This window comes from Streptomyces sp. NPDC007084, assembly GCF_040703595.1.
Taxonomy (GTDB): Bacteria; Actinomycetota; Actinomycetes; order Streptomycetales; family Streptomycetaceae; genus Streptomyces.
In genome coordinates this window covers 121,568-139,359 of record NZ_JBEYFY010000004.1, presented here as the reverse complement: position 1 = coordinate 139,359, position 17,792 = coordinate 121,568, and the positions used below count along the sequence as shown (strand labels likewise).

Genomic DNA, 17,792 nt, shown 5'->3' with positions numbered 1-17,792 from the left:
CGTGGTGAGCATCAGCCGGACAGGGACGGGACTGTGATGAGTACGACGGGACAGCGTGGCGGCGTCGGCGGGGGCGGCAGCGTGCTCGCGCAGCCATTGACGCGCCCCTCGGGCGGACGGCTCGCCGCCTACCTGGGGCTTTTCCTGCTCGGCGCGGTCGTCGGCGCCGCCGGAGCGCTGGTGCAGGCCGGCTGGTTCCCGCTCGGTCTGCTGCTCGCGCTCGTGGGCGCGGCCGGACTGTTCCTGGGCGGCTCCCGGGCCACCGGCTCCCGTGCCGGCGCCGTCGCGCCCGCCGCCGGCTGGATGGTCGCCGTCGTCCTGCTCACCGCCAGTCGCCCGGAAGGGGACTTCCTCTTCGGCGCCGGGATCGGCTCCTACCTCTTTCTGCTCGGAGGCATGGCCGTCGCTGTGATGTGCGCCACCCTGGGCCAGGGGCGGCAACCGGGCGCCGCCGGTGCCCGACTTGGTAAATGACGTACTACTTCGCCGTATCGGTCGGGTGCGGGTCCCGTGCGAGTTTCCCCATCGGGCGAGGTTTGCGCGCCGCACACGGCCAGTATGGTTGTGCGCGCCGCCGAGCTGCCCGAGATGAGGTCGAGGAAACGGGCGGCGGAGCCAACCGGGAGAACCTGCCTTGAGTCGTGAAACTGACAGTTCGTCCTCCGGGCCCAACGGCCGCGGTGGAGCCGCGTACCCGTCGGGGACGCCGCCGTACGGGACCCCCACGGCTTCCGAGAGCGGTGCCGACGCGGGCCGTTCGGCCACCGGCAAGCCGCCGGAGGAGCGCAAGACCGAGACCACTCTGACGACCCGGATCCGGATCAACATCCCCGGATCGCGGCCCATCCCGCCCGTGGTCGTCCGCACCCCGGTCGCGGACTCCGACGCGCCCGCCGAGGGCGGCGACGCCGCGAACACCGGCGCCGCGCACCCCGGAGCCGCGAACACCGGCGCCGCCCTGCCGTCCCGTGGCGCGAGTTCGCCCAAGGGCGGCCCCGCGGCGGCCACCACCACGACGGCCCCCTCCGTACCGGCCCCGGCGTCTCCGCAGGCCGGGGAGCAGGTCGGCGGGGCCGAGGAGAAGACCAGCGACTGGTTCGCGCCCCGCAAGTCCGGTACGCCCAAGGGCGGCCAGGGCGGCGGCTCGTCCAACGGCGCGGGCCTGCCCGGCGGTTCGGCCCCCGCCGGCCCGGCCGGCGCCTCCGGCCCCGCGAGCCAGGGCGGGCCTTCGGGCAACCGGCCCGGCACCGGCCGCCCGGCGCCCTCCAACGGCGCGAACCCGCTCGGCATCACCGGCGGACGCCCCGGCGGCGCGAACGGCAGCGGTATGAACGGCGGCGGCACGAACGGCGCCGGGCTGCCCGGTGCCACCGGCGCCGGACCCGTTGCTCCCGGCCACGGCGGCGGCACGGGGTCCTTCGACGTCTCCGGCGCGCTGCGCGACACGGGCTCGTTCCCGGCCGTCGGCTCCTCCGGTGGACCCGGTGGACCCGGTGGACCCGGTGGGGGCGGGGCGGACGGTTCCGGTGGGCCTGGTGCCTCCGGTGAGCCGCGCCGCGACGACCTCCCGTACTTCTCCGAGGGCCAGGGCGGCCCGTCCGGCGCGACCGGCGGTCCGGTCACCGGCGACGGCCCGCTGGTGCCCCCGGCCGGACCGGGCGCCGCGCCCGGCAGCCTGGCCGCGACCCCCGGCACCGGACCCGTCTCCGGTCCCGGCAACCCGAACCAGAACCCGGGCCGCAACCCGGGCGGGAACGGGAACCCGAGCCAGAACCCGGCGGCGGGCGCGGGCTACCCGGGCCCCGGCGCGGGCCCGGGCACCGGCCCGGGCCTCGGCACCGGTCCCACCGGTTCCACCGGTCCAGGCCTCGGCACCGGTCCGGGCGGTGGCCTGAGTGGTGGCCTGAGCGACGACACCGCGATCCTCACCCCGCAGAAGCCCGCCCCCGACCCGGGCCCCGGCGGCTACGGCGCCCCCGCGGACAACGTCTCCGGGCACACCCTGACCAGCGGCATCCCCGTCGTCACCCCCGGCCAGAACTCCCCGTTCGGGCCCGGCTCGCACCCCGACGGACCGCTGCCGCACACCCCGCCGAAGCTCCCCGAGCCGGTCCGGCAGCCGCCCGCCGGAGCCAAGTCGGCCAAGCCCGCCAAGAAGAAGGGCCGCAGCAAGATCCCGCTCCTCGGCGGACTCGTCGTGGTGCTGGCCGGTGGCGCCTACGGCGCGGGCCTGCTCATGAACCACTCGGACGTGCCCAAGGGCACCACCGTGCTCGGCGTCGACATCGGCGGCGGCACCCGCGACGACGCCGTCAAGAAGCTCGACGACGCCCTCGGCGACCGTACGAACAAGCCGCTCAAGCTGGCCGTCGACGGGGACACCGTCTCCCTCAAGCCCGACCAGGCCGGACTCCAGCTCGACGCGCAGGCCACCGTCCGCGCCGCCGCCGGCAGCGACTACAACCCGGTCTCCGTGATCGGCTCGCTCTTCGGCCGCCAGCGGGTGGTGGAGCCCGAGATGCCGGTGGACGAGGAGAAGCTCCAGGCCGCCCTGGAACGCGCCGCCAGCGGGGCGGGTTCGGCGAGCGAGGGCACGATCAAGTTCCAGCCCGGCAAGGCCGTTCCCGTCTACGGCAAGGCCGGCAAGGGCATCGACATCACGCCCTCGATACAGGCCGTCGAGAACGCGTACCGCGCCCAGGTGGAGACCGGCACCACCACCCCGGTGCGGGTCGCCACGACGACCCGTCAGCCGACGGTGTCGAAGGAGACGGTGGACCAGAAGATGGCGTCCTTCGCGACGCCCGCCATGTCCGCGAACATCACCGTCCGCACGGACGCGGTCCACACCATCTCCTTCAGCCCGCAGAAGTCCATCTGGAAGTTCCTGAGCGTCCAGCCGGTCAACGGCAAGCTGGTCGAGCACTACGACCTCGACGCGCTCAAGGCGCTCTACGGCGGCGCCTTCGACGGCGTCACGGTCACCAAGGGCGACGGCAGCAAGAAGCCCGTCAGCCCCGAGGAAGTGGCGTCCGCCGTCGGCCGCGCGCTGGTCGGGAAGACGCCCGCGGAGCGCATCGTGACCATCCCGACCGACCCCAGCTAGCGGCGGCTCGCGGGAGACGATCAACACAGCACACGGAGAGGGCGTCCGGCCGGGTCCATCCCGGCGGGACGCCCTCTCGCCGTGCGTCGCGCGCGGTCCGTACCTCGCGCGCACTCTGCGCATCGCGCGCAGTCGGTGCATCACGCGCACTCTGCGCATAGCGCGCAGACCGCACATCGCACGCAGTCCGTACATCGCACGCAGTCCGTACATCACGCGCGGTGGCGACGGCCGCCCGCGATACGGCGTCGGCGAGCGCCGACATGACATCTGTCATGGGCGACCGAGGACACACCGCACTGCCGCCCGCGTTCCGTCGCGGCCAGGATGGACGGCATGACAACCACTGCGACTGCGACGGCGGCCACGACCTCGGTGGTCGGGTTCGAATCGGTGACCAAGAGCTACGGGGACGTCCGGGCCGTGGACGCCCTGACGCTCGACCTGCACCCGGGCGAGACGGTCGCCCTGCTGGGTCCGAACGGCGCGGGGAAGTCGACCACCCTCGACCTGCTGCTGGGCCTGAAGGTCGCCGACAGCGGCTCGGTCCGGGTGTTCGGGACCAGCCCGCGCGAGGCGATCGTCGCCGGCCGGGTGGGCGCCATGCTGCAGAGCGGCGGCCTGATGGACGAGGTCACGGTCGGCGAGCTGGTCAGGCTCGCCTGCGACCTGCACCCCCGCCCCTACCGGGTGACGGACGTCCTCGCCCGCGCCGGCATCACCCCGATCGCCGACCGCAAGGTCAACAAGCTCTCGGGCGGCCAGGAACAGCGCGTCCGCTTCGCCCTCGCCACGGCCGGCGACAGCGACCTGATCGTCCTGGACGAGCCGACCACCGGCATGGACGTGACCGCCCGTCAGGCCTTCTGGGCCACCATGCGCGAGCAGGCCGACCAGGGCCGCACGGTCCTGTTCGCCACGCACTACCTGGAGGAGGCCGACGCCATAGCGGACCGCGTCCTCGTGCTGCACCGGGGGCGGCTGCTGGCCGACGGCACCGCCGCCGAGATCAAGGCCAGGGCGGGCGCCCGCCGGGTCGCCTTCGACCTGGAGGGCCCCATTGACGAGGCCCCGCTGCGCGCGCTGCCCCACCTCACCTCGATCGACGTGTCCGGACAGACCGTCCGCATCCAGTCCGCCGACGCCGACGCCACCGTCCACGCGCTGTACGGACTCGGGGTCTACCCCCGCAACCTCGAAGTCGCCGGCCTCGGCCTCGAACAGGCCTTCGTCGCCATCACCGCGGCCGAAGAGGCCCACCGCACCGCCGCCGAGGAGGCGACCACCAAGTGAACAGTCTGATCAAGCTGGAGATCACCCGCGCCCTGCGCAACCGCAAGTTCCTGTTCTTCTCGGTCATCTACCCCTCGGCGCTGTTCCTGCTGATCGCGGGCAACGCGGACAGCACCACCAAGGTGGAGGGCACCGGCCTCACCCTGCCGACCTTCTTCATGGTCGCCATGGCCTCCTTCGGCGCCCTGACCGCCGTGCTCATGGGCAACAGCGAGCGCATCGCGAAGGAGCGGGAGAGCGGCTGGGTACGGCAGTTGAGGCTCACCACACTGCCCGGCCGCGGCTATGTCCTCGCCAAGACCGCGAGCGCCGCCGTGGTCAGCCTGCCGTCGATCGTCATCGTCTTCGTCGTCGCCGCGGCGGTGAAGGACGTACGGCTGGACGCCTGGCAGTGGCTCGCGCTCACCGGCGTGATCTGGGCCGGCAGCTTCGTGTTCGCCGCGCTCGGCGTCGCCATCGGATACATGGCGAGCGGTGACGCGGTCCGCCCGATCACGATGATCGTCTACTTCGGCCTGTCGATGCTCGGCGGCCTGTGGATCCCCTCGACGACCTTCCCCCACTGGCTCCAGAACATCGCGAACTGGCTGCCCACGCACGCGTACGCTGCCCTGGGGCAGGCCATCGAACTGGGCAGCGCCCCGCACGCGAAGGACATCGCCCTCCTCGCCGTCTACTTCGCCCTCTTCGCGGGCGGCGCGGCGTGGCTGTACCGGAAGGACACGCTGAAGGCGTGAGCGCCATGACGGAAGACCCGCTGCCCGGCCCCGCCCGGACGGAACGGCTGCTGCGGATGGGGGAGTCCCCCCGCGACCTCCGCGAGGCCCTGCGCAAGTCGGTGTGGATCGTCATCTGGCTGGTGTTCCTCAGCTCGCCGGTCCACGACCTCGTCTCCGGCGACCACACCACACCGGCCACCGTGGCCGGCTGGGCGGGTCTCGCGGCCTTCGTCGCCGTCTATCTGACCCTGGTCTTCCGGAACATGGGCAGTGCCTCCGCGCGCCTGGTGACCGTGTCCGTCATGGTCCTGGTCCTCGCCGCGCTCGCCGTGGTCCTCTGCCTCACCCTCGGCCCGTCCTGGCTCGGCCTGTTCGTGTACGTCTCGGTGGCCTGCGGGACCGCGTTCCCGCTGCGCATGTCGTACTGGACGATCCCGCTGACCGCCGTCGTGATGCTCCTCGTCGGCCTGCGCGCCGGGGAGAAGGACGCCCGGGACCTGATCCTCCTGGTCGTCCTGATCGGCTTCGCGATGACCGGCGTGCGCCAGCTCGTGCGGACGACGATCGAGCTGCGCCGGGCGCGTGCCACCGTCGCCCAACTCGCCGCCAACGAGGAGCGGTTGCGGCTGGCCCGCGATCTGCACGACCTGCTCGGCCACTCGCTTTCGCTGATCACGCTGAAGAGCGAGCTGGCCGGGCGGATGCTCCCCGACCACCCCGACAAGGCGGCCCGTCAGGTCGCCGACATCGAGCAGGTCAGCCGACAGGCCCTGGTCGACGTCCGGGAGGCGGTCACCGGCTACCGGCGGCCCCGGCTGGCCGGTGAACTGGCGGGCGCGCAGGTCGCGTTGACGGCGGCCGGTGTCATCGCCGAGCTGCCGGCCGAACCCGACCTGCACGGGGTGTCCGAGGAGAGCGAGTCGGCGCTCGCCTGGTCGCTGCGCGAGGCGGTCACCAATGTCGTACGGCACAGCGGCGCCCGGCGCTGCACGGTGGAGCTGGTCCGCCGCCAGACCCTGGACGGGCCCGTGCTCGAACTGTCGGTGGAGGACGACGGCTCGGGCGGCTCCCCGGCCGGTGTCCACGGCAACGGGCTGACGGGGCTGACCGAACGCCTGGAGAAGGCGGGCGGATCACTGGAGGCGGGCGGCGGCCGGCGCGGGTTCCGGCTGGTCGCGCGGGCCCCGCTCACCGGCGACCCGGCCCCTGTGGACCCGGCGGACGACGCCGTAGGATCCGGTGCATGAGCCGCACGATCAAGGTCCTGCTCGCCGAGGACCAGTCGATGGTCCGCGAGGCGCTGGCCGCCCTGCTGGGACTGGAGCCGGACATCGACGTGGTCGCGCAGGTGGCCCGGGGTGACGAGGTGCTGGCGGCGGCCCGCGCCCACGAGGTGGACGTGGCGCTGCTGGACATCGAGATGCCGGGCATGACGGGCATCGAGGCGGCGGCCGAGGTCCACCGGGAGCTGCCCGGCGTCAAGTTGCTCATCCTCACCACCTTCGGGCGCCCCGGTTATCTGCGCAGCGCGATGGAGTCCGGCGCCGACGCGTTTCTCGTCAAGGACGCCCCGGCGGCCCAACTCGCCGCCGCCGTCCGCAAGGTGCTCTGCGGCGAGCGGGTCATCGACCCGACGCTGGCCGCCGCCGCGCTCGCCGAGGGCGCCAACCCGCTCACCGACCGCGAACGCGAGATCCTCCGCGCCGCCGCCGACGGCTCCACCAACGCCGAACTCGCCAAGACCCTGCACCTGTCCCAGGGCACGGTCCGCAACTACCTCTCCACCGCCATCCAGAAACTCGCGGTCCGCAACCGGGCGGAGGCGGTGCGCACGGCCCGGGAGAAGGGATGGCTGTGAGAACGCGGCACCGGGTCGCTCACGGCCGCGCCTCGTGCCGGGCCGGGGTCAATCCCGTCTGATCAGCTCGGGGTTGATGCCCCGGCCCACCAGTGGCAGCGTCCCCAGCACGGCCGCCGCCACCACACCGAGGGCGGCGAGCCCCAGCAGCGGCAGGCCCGCGGTGTCCCAGAAGATTTCGCCGCCGCCCGTGACGAGATAGCTGGACTCCGCGAGCCGGCCCGCCACCAGCGCCAGGGCGAGCCCGATCGCGAGCGGCAGGACGACCTGGACGCACTGCACGGCCCGCAGTGTCCTGGCCCGCGCCCCGATCAGTGTCAGGGCGGTGATGTGCGCCCGGCGTTCGACGGCACGGTCCGTGACCGAGACCAGGAACGCGGCGAGGCCGATGACCAGGCCCATCACCATGCCGAGGCCGAGCAGCGTCTCGATGACGCCGATCTGCTGGAGGCCGTCGATGTTGACGCCGATGGGATCGACGTCGGCGGTCGGGGCGGCGGCGCCGATGCCGTCGAGCACCCGGCGGACGGCGCCCGGATCGGAGCTGCCCGTCAGGACGTAACGGGCCGACTCCGGGCGGGCGCCCGCCGGCAGCCGGGAGGGCGGGACGAGCACGGCCGCGCCGCCGACCGCCGAGGGGTCGTGGACGCCGTAGACGACACGGCCGGGCGGGAGGGTGACGGACAGCGTGGACCGCACGCCGTCCTTACGGAGCCGGAAGGGGAAGACGGCGCCGGGGCGCACGCCGGGGTCCGTGGCGGTGTTTGGGTCGACGAGCCGCAGCACCCTGCCGTCCACACAGCCCGTCGCGTGCTCGACGAACCGCCGTAGCTGGGCGCAGGTGGCGACGAGCGCGGTGACCTGGGGCTCGATCCGCGAGCCGCCGTCGAGGGGGACCCACGAGTCCATCGTCAGCGCGTGGGCGCGGACGCCCGGCACGTCGGCGAGGGCCCGCTGCCGGGCGTGGGTGAGCCCCGACAGGGCGATGGAGTAGTCCTGGGCGGGGCTGTCGGGCCGGGTGACCTGGTTCTCCTCGATCAGGATGCCCTGGGCGAGCGAGGCCGCGTACACGAGGAGCACCAGGCCGGTGACCACGCGCAGGGTGCTGCCCGGTTCCACCTCGTTGCGGCGCATCGCCAGGTTCAGGGTGAGCGACCGGGTGGCCCCCGCGACCTTGCGGGCGAGCGCGTACGACAGCACGGGCAGGGTCAGGACCAGACCGGCGCCGGTCAGCAGCACACCGGCCGGGACGAGCAGGGCCGCCGGGCCGTCGCTGGAGGCGGGGTGGTCCGTGAGGCCGGTCGCGCAGTAGCCGGACACGACGCCGAGACCGGCGACCAGCAGCAGGCCGCCCCAGCGCGACGGGGCCTTGGGCAGGGCGGTGCGGCGGACGGCGAGCGGGTTGGCCGCCGCGCCGCGGGCACTCGCCCGTCCGACGAACCAGGCGAGCGCCGGACAGCCGATCAGACAGACGGCCACGGTCGACGGGGAGAGCGCGCCGTCCCCCGGGTACCACCGCAGCCGGGGCAGCCCGGTCCGGGACATCACCTGGTTGAGGACCAGGTACTCGCCCAGGCCCAGGACGGCGCCGGCCAGCGAGGCGATCACCGTCTCGGCCGCGTTGACCCGCTGCGTGCCCTTCACGCTCAGCCCGAGCAGGCGCAGGGCGGCCAGCCGTCGGGTGCGGCTGGCGGCGGAGAGCCGGGCGCAGACCGAGAGGAAGACGCCGAGCGGCAGCAGGACGATGGTGGCCAGCGCGAACCGCAGGATGGTCAGGGTGGACGGATCGACCGCCGGGATCGGCGCGTAGCCGTAGCCGAAACCCGTCAGGACGCGTGCCCTGCCGCCGAGTTGGGCCCGGGTCGTGCCGACGTACGCGTACAGCTCGTCCGGGTCGGTCAGTCCGGCGGCGCCGATCAGGGCCTTCTCGCGGCCCGGCAGCAGTCCCTTGAGGGCGGGCTCCTCGCGCAGCAGGGCGTGCACCCGGGGCGAGACGAACACCTCGCCCGGACGCGGGAGTTCACGCAGACCGGGCGGCACGGCGGGCACCTCCGCGCCCCGGGCGACGAAGACGCGGGTGAAGGCCTTCGAACCGTGCGGGTCCGAACGCTCCAGGACCAGGGTCGAGCGGGCCGAGGGGGCGTGCGAGGACGTGGTGGGCTCGCGGGCGGCGGCGCGTCCGTCGTGCGCGGACAGGATCGCCGGGATGGTCAGAACCAGCGCGAGACAGCACACCCCGAGCGAGCCGCCCACGGCCATCAACAGGAAACGGACCCGGTTACCGCGCCCGGCCCCGAGCAACAGCCGCACCCCGAGCAGAAACTCCTTCACACCGGCTCCTCGGGGGACAGGGCTCCGTCGGCCATCGAGTAGCGCCGGTCGGCCTGCGCGGCCACCGCCGGATCGTGGGTGACGAGGACGACCGCGGTGCCCTGCGAACGGGCCAGACCGAGGAACTCCGCGAGCACCGCGGAGGCGTTGGCACTGTCGAGCGAGCCGGTGGGTTCGTCGGCGAAGACGACGGCCGGACGGTGCACGAGGGCCCGGGCGACGGCGACGCGCTGGCTCTGGCCGCCCGACACCTGCGAGGGCCGCCGCTCGCGCAGGCCGCCGAGCCCGAGCCGCTCCAGCACCTCACCGGCGGCGGCCAGAGCCGGTCCCTTACGCCGACCCGCCAGCCGCAACGGCAGCGCGGTGTTCTCCTCGACGGTCAGCTCGGGGAGCAACTCGCCGTACTGAAAGACGAATCCGAACCGCTCCCGGCGCAGGGTGCTGACCTCGTCGTCGCTCAGCTCGCCGAGCGCCCGTCCCTCGAACCGCACCTCGCCCCGCGCGACGGGCAGCACGCCGGCCAGACAGTACAGAAGCGAGGACTTCCCCGACCCACTCTGCCCGGTGACGGCCACGACCTCCCCCCGCCCCACTGAGAACCGGGCCCCTCGCACGGCAAGTTGATCCCCGTAGAGGAGATCGACTCCCGTGGCCGAGAGAACCTCCGGGGCATGGAATTCCGAGCTGCTGATGGCTTCCCCCAAGAAGCGAACGGGCCCAGGGACGCCCCCCTGGGCCCACTGTCGTGCGGTGTACTGCCTACCGGCGGTAGTGCTTGGTCACGGAGCAGTTGTCGGGGTGCAGCGATCCCCGGTCGCGGCAGACGCGTATGTACGCGTCGGACGTGTAGCGCTCGTCGCCGCTCCAGTTGAGGTAGTCCTGCGGGACGGTCTTCTTCTGCTTCCCGTTGTAGCGGCTCCAGCTGTAGCCCTCTACACGGACCTGCGTGTACACGTTGTGTCCGTCACCGTTGTCGGCGTCCTTGAGCTTGCCCTTCCACTCGAAGGCGCCGTGGTTCGTGCCGGCGGGCCAGAACGTGTACTGGCCGGAGTTGAACTCGGCGCCACCCGTGGTGAGTTTCGGAATGGTGTGCCACGAACTCGCGAACGCCGTTCCGGCGCCGGTCGCGAACAGACCGGCCGCCAGGATCCCTACTGCCAACTTCCGCACTTGTTTTCTCCCGTTGTTTGTCGGCCCTGGTGGTCATGTTGCGTTCAGAGCCGTGGCGGAGAGTAACAAGAGGTAGTCGAGCGAAAAGGCGCTGTTCGGAGGGATATTGGTGATTTGTCGACGGGAGGCGTCGTTGTCGAGCCAATTGCTTTTCTGGGATCTTGCACGGGCTTGACTGGAAGATGTTCTTTCGGGAGGCAACCGGCGGCGGTGTTCTGTCGTCGCCCTACCGTTCGTCAGTTGAGCATCGCGCGGGCCGCCAGGGCCTGTTGGCGGACTCGGGTGGCGGCTGGTTCGTCCACCGCCGACACCACGTCCGCGTAGGCGTCGAGTTCGGCCGCGCCGGTCAGGAAGTCGCCGCGCTGGATCAGGAGTTGGGCGTGCTCGTAGCGGAGGCGGGCCGGGTGGGAGGGGAGGAGGAGGGAGAGGTCCACCGCCCACAGGGCCACGTCGGAGCGTTCCGGGCGGGCGGCCGACCAGGCGCGGATGTTGTTCAGGACCCGCAGCACCACGTCCAGCGGGTCGGCGGGGGAGAGCATCGAGGGGTCCAGCGGGGCGCCGGTCGCGCCCGCGACGAGGAGTTCCGCGTCCGCCCCGGCCAGCACCCGCCCGCCGTCGAAGGGATCGGCGAGCACCTGCTCCTCGGGCGGCCCGAAGCCCACCACGAAGTGACCGGGCAGCGCGACCCCGTAGACCGGCGCGCCGGCCCGCCGGGCGACCTCCATCCACACCACGGAGAGCAGGATGGGCAGCCCGCGCCGCCGCCGCAGCACCGCGTGCAGCAGGGACGACTCCAGCCGCTGGTAGTCACCCGGCGAACCCCCGAACCCGCAGCGCCCACCGAGCAGTTCGGCCAGCGCGGTGGCCCACGCGCGCGGCCCGCCCGGGCGGAACGGCAGCCGGCCCGCCAGCTCGTCCAGCCCGATCTGCGCCGCGTCGATCCCCGCCTCCGTCAGCGTGCCGTCCCCCGCGGCCCCCACCAGCAGACACAGCAGCGCGAGATCCGGCCGCTCGGCCCGGGCCTCCTCGGCGAACCGCCGCCGCACCTCGGCGGCCCGCTCCGGCTCCGGCGGCTGGGGAGAGGACATGGCGGGTTCGTACCCCTTCATGCTCACGCCGGTCGAGGCGTCTCGGCCGGGGCGCAGGTGCCGGGCCCCGCCGGCCCCCGATAGTGGTGATACGCGTGATGCGGGGCGAACCCCAGCCCCGCGTACATCGCGCGGGCCGGCGCGTTGTCCGCCTCCACCTGGAGCCAGGCCGCCGACGCGCCCTCCGTCAGGGCGCGGTCGGCCAGCGCGGTCATCACGGCGGTCGCGAGGCCCCGGCGCCGGTGTTCCGGAGCCACCTCCACCGCGGCGAAACCGGCCCAGCGGCCGTCCACCACACACCGCCCGATCGCGGCCGGAGGCTCACCCCGCGCACCCGGCACCGTCGCGAACCACACCGAGGGCCCGCTGCCCAGCACCTTCAGCGCCACCTCGCCGACACCCTTGCGCTGGTAGCGGCCGAGCCACGCCGCGTCCGCCGTCCGGGACAGCAGCACCCCGGGCGTCCCGGCGGTCTCACGGTCCGCGAGCGGGGCGAGGGCGCCGGTCCACAGCTCGGCCGTCACCTCGTTCACCCAGCCGCGCTTGTCCAGCTCCGCGCACAGCAGTTCCTGCGTGCCCTCGGCACCGGTGCTGGTCTGGAGATACGCGGGAAGGCCCCGGCCGGCGTACCAGTCGCGTACGACGGCCAGTGCCTCGTCCAGCGGCACGCCCGGCTCGCCAAGCGGCAGCACGGAGTTGGCGCGCCGGGTGAACCCGGCGGCGGCCCGCAGCTCCCAGTCGCCGAGCCGCTCGCTCTCCACCGGCCGCCAGGCCCGCGCCGCGACCCGCGCCAGCTCCTCGTACGAGGCGGCGGGCCCGCGCCGCCGCGCCGGGGCGGACGGCACGACCTTGCCCGCGACCAGCGCCGACTCCGCGATCCGGACCCGCTCACCGGTCCTTCGTGTGATCAGCAGCACACCGTTGTCCCATGATGTGAGAACACCGACCGTATCGGTGAACTTCTCCACCGTGTCTCCATCGTCGGTCATCCGTCGGACCGAGACGCGTTTCCCCACGTCAGCAGCGGTGATTCGGACCTCAAGCCGGCCGGAGGCAGAGATTTCCACAGGTCTGTTCACCCCTCCTGTTCGGATCATGCCCAAGAACGGAGATACTAGGGGCGGGCATCGACGACGCCGCGCTCCCGCGCGCCAGGCGGCGGAGCCTACGGAGGCCCGCCAGCGCCCTATCGAGGAGGAACGACAGCGTGACCTACGTCATCGCGCAGCCTTGTGTCGACGTCAAGGACAAGGCGTGCATCGAGGAGTGCCCGGTCGACTGCATCTACGAGGGCTCCCGGTCCTTGTACATCCACCCGGACGAATGCGTCGACTGCGGAGCCTGTGAGCCGGTGTGCCCGGTCGAGGCGATCTTCTACGAGGACGACACTCCGGAGGAGTGGAAGGACTACTACAAGGCGAACGTCGAGTTCTTCGACGAGCTGGGCTCGCCCGGCGGCGCCAGCAAGCTCGGCCTGATCGAGCGCGACCACGCCTTCATCGCAGCCCTTCCGCCGCAGAACCAGTAGCACCGGTGAGCGGACCGCGGGGGTGTCCCCGGCGGTAGCTCCAGGAGCGCCGCCTCGGTCCCGTACGGCCCCGATCGCTCCGATCGCCGTACGGGGCCGAGGCGTTTGCCGTTCTCCGGCCGGCCCGGCGATGGCCCGGGCGGCGGGGCCGGGCGACGGTCCGTACGTACGAGAAAGTGAGCCCGATCCCGTGTCCGCAGTCTCCGACCGGCTTCCCACCTTCCCCTGGGACAAGCTGGAGCCCTACAAGGCGACCGCCGCAGCTCACCCGGGCGGCATCGTCGACCTGTCCGTCGGCACGCCGGTCGACCCGGTGCCCGAGCTGATCCAGAAGGCTCTGGTCGCCGCCGCGGACTCGCCCGGCTATCCCACGGTGTGGGGCACGCCCGAGCTGCGGGACGCGCTCACCGGCTGGGTGGAGCGACGGCTCGGCGCCCGGGACGTCACCCACCGCCACGTCCTGCCGGTCGTCGGCTCCAAGGAACTCGTCGCCTGGCTGCCCACCCAGCTCGGCCTCGGCCCCGGCGACAAGGTCGGCTACCCGCGCCTCGCCTACCCGACGTACGAGGTCGGCGCGCGGCTCGCCCGGGCCGGCTCCGTCGCCTACGACGACCCCACCGAACTGGACCCGACGGACCTGAAGCTCCTGTGGCTGAACTCGCCGTCGAACCCGACCGGCAAGGTCCTCTCCGCCGCCGAGCTGACCCGGACCGTCGCCTGGGCCCGTGAGCACGGTGTCCTCGTCTTCTCCGACGAGTGCTACCTCGAACTGGGCTGGGAGGCCGACCCGGTCTCCGTCCTGCACCCGGACGTCTGCGGCGGCTCCTACGAGGGCATCGTCTCGGTCCACTCCCTGTCCAAGCGCTCCAACCTGGCCGGATACCGCGCCGCGTTCCTCGCGGGCGACCCCGCCGTCCTCGGCGAGCTGCTGGAGATCCGCAAGCACGGCGGCATGATGACCTCCGCGCCGACCCAGGCCGCCGTGGTCGCCGCCCTCGGGGACGACGCCCACGTGCGCGAACAGCGCGAGCGCTACGCGGCCCGCCGTACCGCCCTGCGCGACGCCCTGGTCGGCCACGGCTTCCGTATCGAGCACAGCGAGGCGAGCCTGTACCTGTGGGCCACCCGCGACGAGTCCTGCTGGTCGACGGTGGCCCACCTCGCCGGCCTGGGCATCCTGGTGGCCCCGGGCGACTTCTACGGGGAGGCCGGCGAGAGGTTCGTGCGCGTGGCGCTCACCGCCTCCGACGAGCGCGTGGCCGCCGCGGTGGAACGCCTCACCGCCTGAGCGCCGGAGGGTCGGGGACGGTCCGCTCGGCGATATGGTTCGGCTCAGTGAAAACGGGAGTCCCGGGAAGCGAGTTCCCGGGACCCCCGTTTGTCGTGCGGCGTGGCCTGACCGGCGAACTAGCCGAGCGGCAGGCCCTTCAGGGGGAGCTGGCCGGCCGGCAGGCCGCCCTTGGTCACGGCGTCCGTCGGCAGGCCGCCGGTCGCGGTCTTCGCGGTCTCACCGAGCAGACCGCCGGCCTGGCCGGCCGTGTCCCCGGCGACCTTCTGCGCGGCGGGCGTCACGGTCTTGGCGACCTTGCCGCCGGTCTTGCCCGCGGCGGGCACCGCCTTCTTGACCGCGTCACCACCGGACTTGCCGGCCTTCCCGGTGACGCTCTGCGTCGCCCCGTCGACGGTCTTGCCGACGTTCGCCCCGTCCAGAGCGGTCAGCCCGCCGAGGTCGGGGGTGGCCGGCAGTGCGGTCGCCGCGCCGGCGGAGCCGGCCGCACCGACCACGGGCGCCGCTCCCGCCGCGATGAGCAGCGCGACACGGGCGATCCGGCGGGTCAGGGGGAGGGACATGATGCTCCTTAGACGGGAGAAAACGGTGAACTGCCCGGCCGGGTCCGAAGAACCGGCCGCAGGCGGCTGGCCGGTGATCGTTCCGGGCTCGGACGCAGTGACTACCGCTCGAAGCCCCCGAAGGTTGCGGTGACCCGACGTAAAGAGTTGGTAATGCGTCGCATAATCGGTTGTGGATAAAAACGGGCAAACGGAGTCCGTCGTGGGCGTCTGGCGAATCCTTACGGCCCTTTGTTCTCAAGGGATTTCGCGGAACGCCGGGCAGGCGGGCGGAAGACCGCGCGAAAACACCGGCCGCCCCCGGCCGGGGTCCCCCGCACGGGTGAGGACCCGTACTCCCGCCCGGTCCCGTGGCCGTACTCCCGCCGGGTCCCGTGGCCGTACTCCCGCCGGGTCCCGTGGCCGTACTCCTGGCGGGCCCACCAGCCGTACTCTCGCCCGGTCTACTCCCCGGTGAGGATGCGCACCTCGGACGCGGCCTTGCCCGAACCGCCCTTCGCGTCGGTCGTGTGCCACGAGCCCTCGGACCGCCCCGCGGTCCACTCCCGGCCCGCGTACGACACCCGCTCGATGTGCAGCGCCGAGGAGTTGGCCACCGCCCAGTGCGCCAGCTCCCAGCCGCGCCGGAGCGTCCCCGTCCCGGCGGTTGCCCCCTCGCGCACCGGCACCGTCACGGTCCGGCCGCCGGACGCCCCCGAGGCCGAAGGGGAGGCCGAGGGCGAGGGGGAGGCCGAGGGCGAGGGGGGTCCGGCGGAAGCGGCCGGGCTGGACGAGGGCTGCGGCGAGGCCGGGACCCCCTCGGAGCCGACGGTCGCGCCCGCCTCCTGGAGGACGTCCCGCCCGAAGTCCCGGGCGAGCGCGCTCCGTACCGCGTCCGCGCCGCCCGGCGGTGTCGCGTCCGGCCGACCCTCGCAGGTCAGCGTGGCGGCGGCGCGCCCGGTGAGCGCGGCGGCGAGCAGCGTCGCGTCCGGTTCGTGCTTGGCGTACGCCTGCGGGAAGCCGCTGCGCTGCACCCGCTGCGCGGCGACCGTGAGCGGCAGCCGCGAGTAGCCGGGCACCTTCGCCAGATGCTCGTAGAAGATGCCCGCCGCGTACGCCGGGTCCATGATCTGGGCCGGTGTGCCCCAGCCCTGCGAGGGCCGCTGCTGGAACAGGCCGAGGGAGTCGCGGTCGCCGTGCCGGATGTTGCGCAGCCCCGACTCCTGGAGCGCCGTCGCGAGCGCGATCGCCACCGCGCGCTCGGGCATGCCCCGGGAGGTGCCGATCGCCGAGATCGTCGCCGCGTTCACCGCCTGCTCGGGGCTGAACTCGTACGACGCGCCGTCGCCCTTCCCGGACACGACACGGCACCGGGGCGCGCCCGTACCGCCCGTGAGGTACTGCACGCAGAGATAGCCCGCGAGCGCGAGCAGGACCACGACGGCCCCTCCGAAGCGGAGCAGTCGGCGGCGCGGACGCCGGGCGGGGGTGGGAGACGGCTCGGACACGCGTACAAGGTACTGGAGGTCCCTGTCGGCACCTCCTGAGGCTGTGGACAACTGCGGGGAAAGCCGCACCGGCGCCTCGCGCTAGGGTCGACGCCATGGCCGACACCTCCCTTGACCTCACCCTGGACGCCGCCCGGCTCACCGCGCGGCTCGTGGACTTCCCCTCGGAGAGCGGCGACGAGAAGCCCCTCGCGGACGCCGTCGAGGCCGCGCTGAGCGCGTTGCCGCACCTGACGGTCGAGCGGTACGGCAACAACGTCGTGGCGCGCACGAACCTCGGCCGCGCCGAGCGGGTCGTGCTGGCCGGTCACATCGACACGGTGCCGATCGCCGGCAACGTGCCCTCCCGGCTCGACGAAGACGGCGTGCTGTGGGGCTGCGGCACCTGCGACATGAAGTCGGGCGTGGCGGTCCAGCTCAGGATCGCGGCCACCGTCCCCGAGCCCAACCGGGACCTCACCTTCGTCTTCTACGACAACGAAGAGGTGGCGGCCGAGCTGAACGGCCTGAAGCACGTCGCCGAGGCCCACCCGGACTGGCTGGAGGGCGACTTCGCGGTCCTCCTCGAACCCTCCGACGGGCAGGTCGAGGGCGGCTGCCAGGGCACGCTGCGGGTGCTGCTCAAGACCCGGGGCGAGCGCGCCCACTCCGCGCGGAGCTGGATGGGCTCGAACGCGATCCACGCGGCCTCCCCGATCCTCGCCGCGCTCGCCGCGTACGAGCCGCGCTACCCGGTGATCGACGGCCTGGAGTACCGCGAGGGACTGAACGCGGTGGGCATCTCCGGCGGGGTCGCCGGGAACGTCATCCCCGACGAGTGCGTGGTCACCGTCAACTTCCGCTACGCGCCCGACCGCACCGAGGAGGAGGCGATCGAGCACGTCCGCCAGGTCTTCGCCGACTGCGGTGTGGACGAGTTCGTCGTGGACGACCACAGCGGCGCCGCCCTGCCCGGCCTCTCCCACCCGGCCGCCGCCGCGTTCATCGAGGCCGTCGGCGGCACGCCGCAGCCCAAGTACGGCTGGACCGACGTCTCCCGCTTCAGCGGCCTCGGCGTCCCGGCCGTCAACTACGGCCCGGGCAACCCGCATCTGGCGCACAAGCGGGACGAGCGGGTGGAGACGGCCAAGATCCTCGCGGGCGAGGAGCGGCTGCGCGCCTGGCTCACCGCCTGAGCCGCCTGAGCGCCTGAGCCGCTCGTACGCGGCCGGGCGCGCCGCCCCGCGACGCCCTGCACGCGGTCGGGCGCGCCGCCCCGAGACGTACCGGGCGACGGCTCGTGGCGGACATGCCCGCGTCCCCCCGCCGTAACCAGCGGAGATCTACTCTGGGGCGGAACGACCTCCCCCGGGACCCGGCTC

16 protein-coding genes are annotated in these 17,792 nt (G+C 73.3%); 9 read left to right on the top strand and 7 right to left on the bottom strand.

Annotated elements, in window-relative coordinates:
- Positions 1–36: 36 nt before the first annotated feature.
- From AB0912_RS05670 to AB0912_RS05645, 6 genes are all read left to right on the top strand, one after another.
- Positions 37–474 (top strand): DUF6113 family protein, encoded by a 438-nt coding sequence (locus AB0912_RS05670; protein WP_366696659.1) that lies wholly within the window; start codon positions 37–39, stop codon positions 472–474.
- A gap of 160 nt (positions 475–634) precedes the next feature.
- Positions 635–3,106, top strand: a complete 2,472-nt coding sequence (locus tag AB0912_RS05665) for a hypothetical protein (protein WP_366696658.1) — start codon at positions 635–637, stop codon at positions 3,104–3,106.
- 336 nt (positions 3,107–3,442) lie between these two features.
- Positions 3,443–4,399 (top strand): ABC transporter ATP-binding protein, encoded by a 957-nt coding sequence (locus AB0912_RS05660; protein WP_366696657.1) that lies wholly within the window; start codon positions 3,443–3,445, stop codon positions 4,397–4,399.
- Positions 4,396–5,136, top strand: coding sequence for an ABC transporter permease (locus AB0912_RS05655; RefSeq protein WP_366696656.1), 741 nt, complete (start codon positions 4,396–4,398; stop codon positions 5,134–5,136). Before AB0912_RS05660 ends, AB0912_RS05655 begins: the two co-directional genes overlap by 4 nt.
- Before the next feature lie 5 nt (positions 5,137–5,141).
- A complete protein-coding gene (locus AB0912_RS05650; RefSeq protein ID WP_366696821.1) occupies positions 5,142–6,365 on the top strand; it encodes a sensor histidine kinase in 1,224 nt (407 codons plus the stop codon).
- Entirely contained in the window at positions 6,362–6,976 is a 615-nt protein-coding gene (locus tag AB0912_RS05645; RefSeq protein ID WP_366696655.1) for a response regulator transcription factor, read from the top strand. Before AB0912_RS05650 ends, AB0912_RS05645 begins: the two co-directional genes overlap by 4 nt.
- A 48-nt stretch (positions 6,977–7,024) precedes the next feature.
- On the opposite strand, the gene AB0912_RS05640 is transcribed toward AB0912_RS05645, so the two are convergent.
- The 5 genes from AB0912_RS05640 to AB0912_RS05620 all read right to left on the bottom strand — a co-directional run bounded on the left by AB0912_RS05640 (position 7,025) and on the right by AB0912_RS05620 (position 12,632).
- A complete protein-coding gene (locus AB0912_RS05640; RefSeq protein WP_366696654.1) occupies positions 7,025–9,307 on the bottom strand; it encodes an ABC transporter permease in 2,283 nt (760 codons plus the stop codon).
- Complete coding sequence (locus AB0912_RS05635; RefSeq protein ID WP_366696653.1) at positions 9,304–9,921, bottom strand: ABC transporter ATP-binding protein; 618 nt, start codon at positions 9,919–9,921, stop codon at positions 9,304–9,306. The genes AB0912_RS05640 and AB0912_RS05635 overlap by 4 nt, the downstream gene beginning before the upstream one ends.
- 145 nt (positions 9,922–10,066) lie before the next feature.
- Positions 10,067–10,477 carry a hypothetical protein gene (locus AB0912_RS05630; protein WP_366696652.1) on the bottom strand — a complete coding sequence of 137 codons (411 nt, stop codon included), beginning with the start codon at positions 10,475–10,477 and terminating at the stop codon, positions 10,067–10,069.
- Positions 10,478–10,713: 236 nt separating this feature from the next.
- Positions 10,714–11,586, bottom strand: a complete 873-nt coding sequence (locus AB0912_RS05625; RefSeq protein WP_366696820.1) for a transglutaminase-like domain-containing protein — start codon at positions 11,584–11,586, stop codon at positions 10,714–10,716.
- Between the two features lie 2 nt (positions 11,587–11,588).
- On the bottom strand, positions 11,589–12,632 hold the full coding sequence (locus AB0912_RS05620) for a GNAT family N-acetyltransferase (RefSeq protein WP_366696651.1): 1,044 nt from the start codon (positions 12,630–12,632) through the stop codon (positions 11,589–11,591).
- A gap of 140 nt (positions 12,633–12,772) precedes the next feature.
- Here AB0912_RS05620 and fdxA point away from each other — a divergent pair, with 140 nt between their 5' ends.
- Entirely contained in the window at positions 12,773–13,093 is a 321-nt protein-coding gene (gene fdxA / locus AB0912_RS05615) for a ferredoxin (RefSeq protein WP_030573070.1), read from the top strand.
- 190 nt (positions 13,094–13,283) lie between these two features.
- A complete protein-coding gene (locus AB0912_RS05610) occupies positions 13,284–14,381 on the top strand; it encodes a bifunctional succinyldiaminopimelate transaminase/glutamate-prephenate aminotransferase (RefSeq protein WP_366696650.1) in 1,098 nt (365 codons plus the stop codon).
- 119 nt (positions 14,382–14,500) lie between these two features.
- Here the strand turns inward: AB0912_RS05610 and AB0912_RS05605 are convergent, their stop codons facing one another.
- Both AB0912_RS05605 and AB0912_RS05600 read right to left on the bottom strand, forming a co-directional pair.
- On the bottom strand, positions 14,501–14,944 hold the full coding sequence (locus tag AB0912_RS05605) for an ATP-binding protein (RefSeq protein ID WP_366696649.1): 444 nt from the start codon (positions 14,942–14,944) through the stop codon (positions 14,501–14,503).
- Between the two features lie 443 nt (positions 14,945–15,387).
- On the bottom strand, positions 15,388–16,431 hold the full coding sequence (locus AB0912_RS05600) for a heavy metal transporter (RefSeq protein WP_366696648.1): 1,044 nt from the start codon (positions 16,429–16,431) through the stop codon (positions 15,388–15,390).
- 95 nt (positions 16,432–16,526) lie between these two features.
- On the opposite strand from AB0912_RS05600, the gene dapE reads away from it, so the two are divergent.
- The gene (gene dapE / locus AB0912_RS05595; RefSeq protein ID WP_366696647.1) at positions 16,527–17,606 is read left to right on the top strand and encodes a succinyl-diaminopimelate desuccinylase; all 1,080 of its coding nucleotides are present in this window, start codon (positions 16,527–16,529) and stop codon (positions 17,604–17,606) included.
- The last annotated feature ends 186 nt before the right edge of the window (positions 17,607–17,792 follow it).

Excerpts from the sequence above, each read along its gene's own strand:
- AB0912_RS05670 (WP_366696659.1), top strand. The coding sequence starts at position 37 with ATGAGTACGACGGGACAGCGTGGCGGCGTCGGCGGGGGCGGCAGCGTG.
- AB0912_RS05645 (WP_366696655.1), top strand. The coding sequence starts at position 6,362 with ATGAGCCGCACGATCAAGGTCCTGCTCGCCGAGGACCAGTCGATGGTC.
- AB0912_RS05625 (WP_366696820.1), bottom strand. The coding sequence starts at position 11,586 with ATGAAGGGGTACGAACCCGCCATGTCCTCTCCCCAGCCGCCGGAGCCG.
- AB0912_RS05650 (WP_366696821.1), top strand. The coding sequence starts at position 5,142 with ATGACGGAAGACCCGCTGCCCGGCCCCGCCCGGACGGAACGGCTGCTG.
- AB0912_RS05660 (WP_366696657.1), top strand. The coding sequence starts at position 3,443 with ATGACAACCACTGCGACTGCGACGGCGGCCACGACCTCGGTGGTCGGG.
- dapE (WP_366696647.1), top strand. The coding sequence starts at position 16,527 with ATGGCCGACACCTCCCTTGACCTCACCCTGGACGCCGCCCGGCTCACC.
- AB0912_RS05605 (WP_366696649.1), bottom strand. The coding sequence starts at position 14,944 with ATGTCCCTCCCCCTGACCCGCCGGATCGCCCGTGTCGCGCTGCTCATC.